The organism is Rhodococcus sp. T7, assembly GCF_009872365.1.
Classification (GTDB): domain Bacteria; phylum Actinomycetota; class Actinomycetes; order Mycobacteriales; family Mycobacteriaceae; genus Rhodococcus_F.
This window is the reverse complement of sequence record NZ_WXYH01000100.1, coordinates 1-8,138: the sequence shown is the minus strand read 5'-3', so window position 1 is coordinate 8,138 and position 8,138 is coordinate 1. Positions and strand designations below refer to the sequence as shown.

At 68.4% G+C, this 8,138-nt stretch carries 9 protein-coding genes, 1 tRNA gene and 1 pseudogene; 9 read left to right on the top strand and 2 right to left on the bottom strand.

Going from position 1 to position 8,138, the window contains the following annotated elements; translation table 11 throughout:
* From MLGJGCBP_RS12520 to MLGJGCBP_RS12495, 6 genes and pseudogenes are all read left to right on the top strand, one after another.
* A pseudogene (locus tag MLGJGCBP_RS12520) lies at window positions 1-539 on the top strand (phosphoglucomutase, alpha-D-glucose phosphate-specific); the annotation flags it as partial.
* Window positions 540-597: 58 nt separating this feature from the next.
* Window positions 598-1,824 carry an MFS transporter gene (locus MLGJGCBP_RS12515; RefSeq protein WP_160095939.1) on the top strand — a complete coding sequence of 409 codons (1,227 nt, stop codon included), beginning with the start codon at window positions 598-600 and terminating at the stop codon, window positions 1,822-1,824.
* A gap of 26 nt (window positions 1,825-1,850) precedes the next feature.
* Window positions 1,851-2,339 carry a MauE/DoxX family redox-associated membrane protein gene (locus MLGJGCBP_RS12510; protein WP_160095938.1) on the top strand — a complete coding sequence of 163 codons (489 nt, stop codon included), beginning with the start codon at window positions 1,851-1,853 and terminating at the stop codon, window positions 2,337-2,339.
* Between the two features lie 41 nt (window positions 2,340-2,380).
* Window positions 2,381-3,112, top strand: coding sequence for a DsbA family protein (locus tag MLGJGCBP_RS12505; protein WP_160095936.1), 732 nt, complete (start codon window positions 2,381-2,383; stop codon window positions 3,110-3,112).
* 162 nt (window positions 3,113-3,274) lie between these two features.
* Window positions 3,275-3,347, top strand: a tRNA-Ala gene (locus tag MLGJGCBP_RS12500).
* 87 nt (window positions 3,348-3,434) lie between these two features.
* Window positions 3,435-3,644, top strand: coding sequence for a hypothetical protein (locus tag MLGJGCBP_RS12495; protein ID WP_011598322.1), 210 nt, complete (start codon window positions 3,435-3,437; stop codon window positions 3,642-3,644).
* Window positions 3,645-3,912: 268 nt separating this feature from the next.
* Here MLGJGCBP_RS12495 and MLGJGCBP_RS12490 read toward each other — a convergent pair whose 3' ends face one another.
* Window positions 3,913-4,314, bottom strand: coding sequence for a PAS domain S-box protein (locus MLGJGCBP_RS12490; RefSeq protein ID WP_236581055.1), 402 nt, complete (start codon window positions 4,312-4,314; stop codon window positions 3,913-3,915).
* A 127-nt stretch (window positions 4,315-4,441) separates the two neighbouring features.
* Here MLGJGCBP_RS12490 and MLGJGCBP_RS12485 point away from each other — a divergent pair, with 127 nt between their 5' ends.
* The 3 genes from MLGJGCBP_RS12485 to bluB all read left to right on the top strand — a co-directional run bounded on the left by MLGJGCBP_RS12485 (window position 4,442) and on the right by bluB (window position 6,749).
* A complete protein-coding gene (locus MLGJGCBP_RS12485; protein ID WP_087556630.1) occupies window positions 4,442-4,927 on the top strand; it encodes an acyltransferase in 486 nt (161 codons plus the stop codon).
* 128 nt (window positions 4,928-5,055) lie between these two features.
* Window positions 5,056-6,093, top strand: coding sequence for a CobW family GTP-binding protein (locus MLGJGCBP_RS12480; RefSeq protein WP_160095934.1), 1,038 nt, complete (start codon window positions 5,056-5,058; stop codon window positions 6,091-6,093).
* A complete protein-coding gene (gene bluB, locus MLGJGCBP_RS12475) occupies window positions 6,090-6,749 on the top strand; it encodes a 5,6-dimethylbenzimidazole synthase (RefSeq protein WP_087556628.1) in 660 nt (219 codons plus the stop codon). The genes MLGJGCBP_RS12480 and bluB overlap by 4 nt, the downstream gene beginning before the upstream one ends.
* Here the strand turns inward: bluB and MLGJGCBP_RS12470 are convergent.
* Window positions 6,746-8,138: DEAD/DEAH box helicase (locus MLGJGCBP_RS12470; protein ID WP_442972095.1), on the bottom strand; the 1,393-nt coding region annotated here is incomplete at its 5' end. The two genes, bluB and MLGJGCBP_RS12470, sit on opposite strands and share 4 nt — an antisense overlap.

The window sequence follows — 8,138 nt, the reverse complement described above, 5'->3', positions numbered from 1 at the left end:
CGCCGGGCCGACAGCTTGTTGACATGGAAATCCGCGATGCGAATGTCGCCCGACGTCGGCGACTCCTCCTTGAGGAGAGCGCGGGAGCGTCGTTCCTGCGCCACGACGGCGAGGTGTGGACCACCGACAAGGACGGGATCATCCTGGCCCTGCTCGCCTCGGAGATGACGGCGGTGACGGGAAAGACACCGTCGGTCCGGTACCGGGAACTGACGGAGCAGTTCGGCAGTCCCGCCTACGCCCGCATCGACGCCCCCGCCACCCGGGAGCAGAAGGCGGTGCTGGCGAAACTGTCCCCCGAACAGGTGTCGGCCACAGAACTGGCGGGGGAGCCGATCACCGCGACGCTGACGAGCGCCCCGGGCAACGGGGCGGCCCTCGGCGGGCTGAAGGTCACCACCGAATCGGCGTGGTTCGCGGCGCGGCCTTCAGGCACCGAGGACGTCTACAAGATCTACGCCGAATCGTTCCAGGGCCCGGATCATCTCGCGCAGGTACAGGCGGCGGCCAAGGAACTGGTGGCCGACGTCCTGAAGTAGGTGTTCGGCGGGGTAGGTGCTGCCGCGGAAGCGGGGGCACCTACCATCGGATTCAACTATGAACACTCGCGCAGCCGGGCTGCCCGCCGGGCGCAGCCCGCGGCTCCCTTCGGAAATCTGGGTGCTGGTCTCGGCCAGCTTCGTCATCGCACTCGGATTCGGGATCGTCGCACCCGCCCTCCCGCAGTTCGCCCGCAGCTTCGATGTGAGCGTGACGGCGGCCACCGTCGTGATCTCGTCGTTCGCGTTCATGCGCCTGATCTTCGCCCCGGTCAGCGGCCGGCTCGTGCAGAAACTGGGGGAGCGGCCGGTCTACATCACCGGGCTCCTGATCGTCGCGGCCTCGACCGCCGCCTGCGCGATCGCGGGGGACTACTGGCAATTGCTGCTCTTCCGCGCACTCGGGGGGATCGGCTCGACGATGTTCACGGTGTCGTCGATGGGCCTGGTGATCCGCATCGCACCGGTGGACAGCCGCGGTCGCGTGTCCGGGCTCTACGCGACGAGCTTCCTGATGGGATCGATCTCCGGACCCCTCGTCGGCGGGTTGCTCGTCGGATTCGGGCTCCGGGTTCCGTTCGTCATCTACGCGATCGCACTTGTCGTCGCCGCGGCTGTCGTCTTCGTGAGCCTGCGGGGTTCGCACCTGACGGCGCCCGACGCCACCGCCTCCGGCGCCGCCATGACGCTGCGGGAGGCACTCGGGCAGCCCGTGTACCGGGCCGCGCTCGGCTCCAACTTCGCGTTCGGTGGTGTGATCTTCGGCGTGCGGGTGGCGATGGTGCCGCTGTTCGTCGTCGAGGCGCTGCACCGCGACGCAGCGCTCGCCGGTATCGCCCTCACCGTGTTCGCCGTCGGCAACGCGCTCGTCCTCATCGTGTCCGGGCGACTGTCGGACGTGTACGGCCGGAAGCTGTTCGTCCTGCTCGGACTGCTGGTGTGCGGCGCCAGCACCGTCGGAATGGGGCTCAGCGAGAACCTGCTGGTGTTCCTCGTGCTGTCCGGCATCGCGGGCATCGGTTCCGGAGTGATGAGCCCCGCACAGCAGGCCGCGGTCGCCGACGTCGTGGGCGCCAAGTCCCGCGGCGGCCCCGTACTGGCCGCGTTCCAGATGGTCGCGGACGTCGGCGGGGTCCTCGGCCCGGTCGGCGCGGGTCTGCTCGCCCAGCACCTGTCGTACGCGGTCGCATTCGGTGTCACCGGAGGGGTCATGCTCCTCGCCGCGATCGGCTGGCTGCTGGTCCCGAACAAGGCGGCGCCCAGGGTGTCGGTCGAGGCGGTCTGACCGGCGTCTTCGGTACGCTCGTCCGGGTGTGGATCAAGGTCGTCTCCCTGCTCGCCCGGCTGTCACTCGCCGCCGTCTGGCTGGTCTCCGGCGCACTGAAAGTCGCTGATCCCGCCCAGACGATCATCGCGGTCCGGGCGTACCAGCTACTGCCGGAAGACCTCGTCCGGCCGGTTGCCAACACGCTGCCGTTCTTCGAGATCGCCCTGGGTCTGCTCCTGCTGATCGGGCTCGCCGTCCGCGCCACGGCCTCGGTGTCCGCGGTGCTCCTGCTCGTCCTCATCGGCGTGATCGTCTCGGTGTGGACTCGCGGGCTGTCCATCGACTGCGGATGCTTCGGCGGCGGCGGTGCGGCCGACGTGAACGGGTGGGACTACGCCGAGGAAATCCTCCGGGATGTGGGCTTCCTCGCACTGGCCGTGTGGCTGATCGTGTTCCCCCGTTCCCCGTTCGCGCTGGGGCTCCGCTCCCGCACCACTTTCTCAGTGACCCCTCAGCAGACGGTGGCAGAGTAAGCATTCGGTAAATCGATCCGACGTCGAAGGACTGCATCCACGTGAGCTCGAAGAACAAGTACAACCCGCAGCCGGAATCCAGCCGGTCCACCTACATTCTCGGTGGGCTCGCCGTACTGGTCATCGCCGTACTCGTCATCGGGGGTGTGATCTGGCAGAGCAACCGCAGCAAGCCGCGCAACGACGGTTACGGCGGGGTCCAGAACTCCGAGGTCCAGGTGGCGTTGCAGGCCGACGGTGTCGTGCTCCTCGGCAAGCCGGACGCGGCGACCACGGTCGACCTGTTCGAAGATCCCATGTGCCCGTACTGCGCCGAACTCGAGAACAAGAACGGCCAGGAACTCGCCCAGTCCATCGACGACGGCAAGGTGGCCGTCCGCTACCACGTCCTGAACTTCCTCAACCGGCTCTCGGCCAGCGGCGACTATTCCACCCGCGCCGTCGCGGCGTCCGAGTGCGTCGCCGAAACCGGTGACGCCGTGGCGTATTCGGCTTTCCACGCGGCGCTGTTCTCGCCGGCGAACCAGCCGAAGGAGAACGGCAGCTCCGATCACACCAACGAGGAACTCGCGCAGATCGCCCGCGACGCCGGAGCGTCCGACGCAGCCGCCGAGTGCATCACCACCGGGGCGAAGGTCGAGCAGGCGGGTGCGCACGCCGAGGCGGGCCGTCAGGCCCTCGCCGCGAGCGGTGCCACCGGCACGCCCGCCGTGGTGAAGGACGGCACCGTGATCGACGCGCTGTCCAACGAGAACTGGGTGTCGCAGCTGTAGGCGGCTCCGCCGCCCGTGCGCCTTTTTGGTAGCTGGGACAACCAGAAAGGCGCACGGGCGCGAAGCGCCTCTGACCAGGCGATTTGTTGGCCCGGTCGGCAATGGTGTAACTTTCTTCGAGCACGGAGGAAGTCATTCCGAGTGCGAAGAACAACCGAATACGGGGCTATGGCGCAGCTGGTAGCGCACCACACTGGCAGTGTGGGGGTCAGGGGTTCGAGTCCCCTTAGCTCCACTTTCGAGAGAAGCCTCTCATCCGCAGACGATGCGGGTGGGAGGCTTTACTCATTCATCCCTCTTGTCCCGGTGGGACACTGGCGTCATGACATTCACTGTGACGCATCGCTCATTCGATCAATTGGCGGAGTTCGCCGTCACCGACTTCGGCGACGACGACAGCTACAGCATCCACGAGTCCGGGGCGCTCGTCATCGTCCGCGCCGCGCGGGAGCTGATCTACGCCCCTGGGAGCTGGTTCCTGGTGGAGCGGGAGGACGGCCAGGAGGACGGTTCGCCCGGCAACTACATGTGACGGTCCGGGCCGCGGCGCCCGATTCGCACATGTGTTCGACAGCCGGGTAGATTCGACGTGTGGCCGCCCGAACCGAGACCGCGCCGGGGTGCTGCCCGAACGGGCACCCGCTGGCCGCCAACACGTGCCTGGTGGGGTGGGAGGTGTGCGGGTGTGCGACGTCGAACAACGGTGGCCACCGCACCCATTTCTGCCGGCGATGCGGCGCCACCGTCCGGACTCCGCCGTGCAACGGCACGGCCTCCTGTGGCGGTCGGTGAGCGGACGGTTATCGGATCGGCTGCCTCGCGGCCGTCGGGTTGCCCCAGATCGTGTCGGACACGTCCTGGAGCACGAGGGCGACCAGTCTCTCGGTGCCTGCGGTGAACGTGGACGCCGCGACGAGTACCCAGATCCAGTGGCCCTCCCGGTGCCGGATCCGCAGATGTGCTGTCGCGCTGGGGCTTTCCTGGCTCAGGACCCGGGCGAGCATGGTGCCCCACAGTGCGGCGTCGTCGGGGTGGAACAGTTGCTCGTGGTCGAGAGCCGCGAATTCTTCGGCGTCGTAGCCGATCAGGGCCGCGCACGCGGGGTTGCTGAACACGACGTTTCGTTCGCGGTCGTGAACGCTGATCGCGTGGGGAATGGACTCCATCAGCGCAGCGAATCCGTCGCTATCCAGTTGTTTCACTGTTCCCCCCTCATGCTTCTTCGATGGCGCCCACATAATACGCCGCACCTCGCATTTTCGTGCGGTGATTCAGTTAACGAACAGCAACCTCGGCCGCGAATGGGCCCCGCGGGGATAGGGTGACGGGATGCGGTTCGTCACCATCGTCCAGGCCTCCGCGTTCGTCCCCGTGTGGTTGCGGGTCCTGCTGCTGATGGCCGCAGGAGCGAAAGTGTGGGGAGCCGGCATCTACTCGGGCTGCTACTTCGGCAGCAAGGACGTCACGATGGGGTTGGGGACGTTCGTCAACCGCGGAGTCCTGTTCGACGGCACCGCGCCCATCGCACTCGGCAGGCAGGTCGCCGTCGGGCACCGCGTCCAGTTCGTCACGAGTACCCACGAGATCGGTCCGGATTCCGGCCGGGCCGGGCGAGTGTTCGACCGCCCGATCGTGATCGGCGACGGGTGCTGGATCGGCGCGGGCGCGATCATCCTTCCCGGAGTGACGGTGGGCGAAGGGTGCGTCGTCGGGGCCGGCGCGGTGGTCACCCGGGACTGCGAGCCGAACGGCCTCTACGCGGGGTCGCCCGCGCGTCGGGTCCGCGACCTCGACTCGGCGCCGTCCGTCCGCTGAGCGAAGCACGTCCGGCCGAGTAAGGGAGGACGCGATGACGGCGCGGTACCGTCCCCGCGTCGGTGGTGCGTGCCGGGCGTTAGGATGGGCGCCCGGTAGCTCGTCGAGGTCCCACGGAGGTCGCAGCGTTGGCGAAGAAGCGGATTCCCGTCGTCATCGTCGCCGGATTCCTCGGTTCGGGAAAGACCACCCTGCTCAACCACGTGCTGCGCAACAACCGCGGCGTCCGGGTCGGAGTCATCGTCAACGACTTCGGCGCCGTGAACATCGATTCGATGATGGTGGCCGGCCAGGTCGATTCCATGGTGTCGCTGAGCAACGGCTGCATGTGCTGCGCCGTGGACGTCAGCGACATGGACGAGATGCTGGACCGCCTCGCGCATCCCGCGTCGCAGATCGACGTGATCATCGTCGAGGCGAGCGGGCTTGCCGAGCCGCGCAACATGATTCGTCTCGTCCTCGGCAGCACCAACCCGCACGTGGTGTACGGCGGTCTCGTCGTGATGGTCGACGGTGAGCAGTTCGAGGACATGTCGGCGCAGCACCTGGACCTCGGCAAGCACGTCACACTCGCCGACCTCGTGATCCTGAACAAGACGGACCGCATCGACGACGACCGGCGCGTCGCCGTGCAGGCGATGGTCCGCGGCTACAACGACCGCGCGCCCGTCCTCACCACCGCGCACGGCCGGATCGAGCCCACCCTGCTGTTCGACCGGGAACCGGGGCGTGAACCGGCGGCGGGGGAGCAGCTCACCCTCGACCAGCTCCTGCTGGATCAGCACGACCACTGCGAGGACCACGACCACCTGCATTCGTCTTACGAGGCCGTCGATTTCGCTTCGGACGAGCCGATCGATCCGCGGCGGCTGGTCGAGTTCCTCGAGCAGCGGCCGGTGGGGATCTACCGGATCAAGGGATTCGTGCACTTCGCGGTTCCCGGGCAATCACGGAAGTTCGAGGTGCAGACCGTCGGCCCGCACATCAGGTTCACGTCGACGCGCTGGGAGCCCGGCGAGGAGCGGGCGACCCAGCTGGTGCTCATCGGGGCCGACATCGAAGCCGAGCACGTGCGGACCCGGCTCGCTGGCTGCGTCGTGGCGGCGGGCGAAGATGCGGACCCCGGTGCGATGCTGGGTGTGCACCGCTATACCGTGACGGCGTGACCGAGTCTGCGTGTAGTCCCGATACGAATTCCGAGCCGGCGCTGTCGGTGTACGACGCGATCCGTCGCCGCCGCGACGTGCGGGCCGAGTTCACCGGGGAGCCGATCGCGGAAGAGGTTCTCGACCGCATCCTGGGCGCCGCGCACTGCGCACCCAGTGTGGGCAACACCCAGCCGTGGGATTTCGTGGTCGTACGCGACACCGGGACGCTGACCACGTTCGCCGACCACGTGGCCGGCGCTCGCAGGCGCTTCGCGGAGTCGCTGCCCGAAGACCGGAAGAAGACGTTCGATCCCATCAAGATCGAGGGGATCTGCGAGAGCGGCATGGGGGTGGTCGTGACGTACGACCGGAGTCGCGGTGGCGAACACATCCTCGGCAGGCACACGGTCGACGACACGGGTCTGTTCTCCGCGGTGCTCGCGATCCAGAATCTGTGGCTCGCCGCGGCCGCCGAGAACGTGGGCGTCGGCTGGGTGTCGTTCTACGACGAGCCATATCTCACCGAACTGCTGGGGATCCCCGAGCCGGTGCGTCCCATCGCATGGCTGTGCGTGGGGAGGGTTGCCGAGTTCCAGCAGGTGCCGGACCTCGAGCGCTTCGGGTGGCGGGGGCGCCGGCCATTGGCCGACGCCGTCCACCTCGAGAAGTTCTAGCCCTGACGGCGGCGTGAACCGCCGGCGGACGCCGTGCGGGTTCCCCCGCCCGTAGAGGAGGCTGCGCGGGGGCGTCCGGCTCCACCCGAGCGGGAGCGACGTGCGCCGCCGCCCTGACCGTGTGCGCGACCGCCCTGACCGCCGCGTCCGCCCTGGGCGCCGCCCGGCCGCTGGTTGCGTCCGCCGCCGCCGTTCGATGCCGGCGCCGCCTTCGGGGCGGGAGCGACGTGCGGTGCGATGTCGCCGACCAGGTCGAGCACGTGTGCGGAGTCCGCGGTGCTGCGGACCGGGGTCACCTTGATCGCGGCCTTGCGCATGAGGACGGCGAGGTCCTTGCGCTGCTCGGGCAGCACGACCGTGACGACGTCGCCTGCGCTGCCCGCGCGTGCGGTGCGGCCGGAGCGGTGCAGGTAGGCCTTGTGCTCGGCGGGCGGATCGACGTGGACGACCAACTGGACGTCGTCGACGTGCACGCCGCGTGCCGCGACGTCGGTGGCCACCAGCACGCGGGCCTCACCGGCCGAGAATGAGGCGAGGTTGCGGTCGCGGGCCGCCTGCGACAGGTTGCCGTGCAGGTCGACCGAGGGGATTCCCGCTTCGGTGAGCTGACGGGCCAGCTTGCGGGCCTGGTGCTTGGTGCGCATGAACAGGATCCGGCGTCCGGTGCCGGATGCGAGCCGCTCGACCAGCTTGCGCTTGGCCTCGACGCCGTCCACGTCGAACACGTGGTGCGTCATGGCCGCGACGGGCGAGTTCGCCTCGTCGACCGAGTGCAGCACCTCGTTCTTCAGGAACCGCTTCACGAGCTTGTCGACGCCGTTGTCCAGGGTGGCGGAGAACAGCAGCCGCTGCCCCTGCTGGGGGGTCGCGTTGAGGATGCGGGTGACGACGGGCAGGAAGCCGAGGTCGGCCATGTGATCAGCCTCGTCGAGCACGGTGATCTCGACGGCGTCGAGACTCACGAACTTCTGCTTCATCAGGTCTTCGAGCCGTCCGGGGCACGCGACGACGATGTCGACGCCCCCCTTGAGGGCACTCACCTGACGGTTCTGGGAGACGCCACCGAAGATGGTGGTGACTCGCAGGTCGTACGCGGCGGCGAGGGGCTCGAGGGTTGCGGTGATCTGCGTGGCGAGCTCACGGGTGGGGGCAAGGATCAGGCCCACCGGCCGGCCCGGGCGGCGCTTTCCGCCGGACAGTTCGCCTGCGAGGCGGGACACCATCGGAATGGAGAAGGCCAGCGTCTTGCCGCTGCCCGTCTTGCCGCGGCCGAGCACGTCGCGTCCCGACAGCGTGTCGGGGAGGGTGTCGACCTGGATGGGGAACGGGGAGGTGATCCCCTTGTCGGCGAGTGCTTTCACCAGCGGTTCGCGGACACCGAGCGCGGCG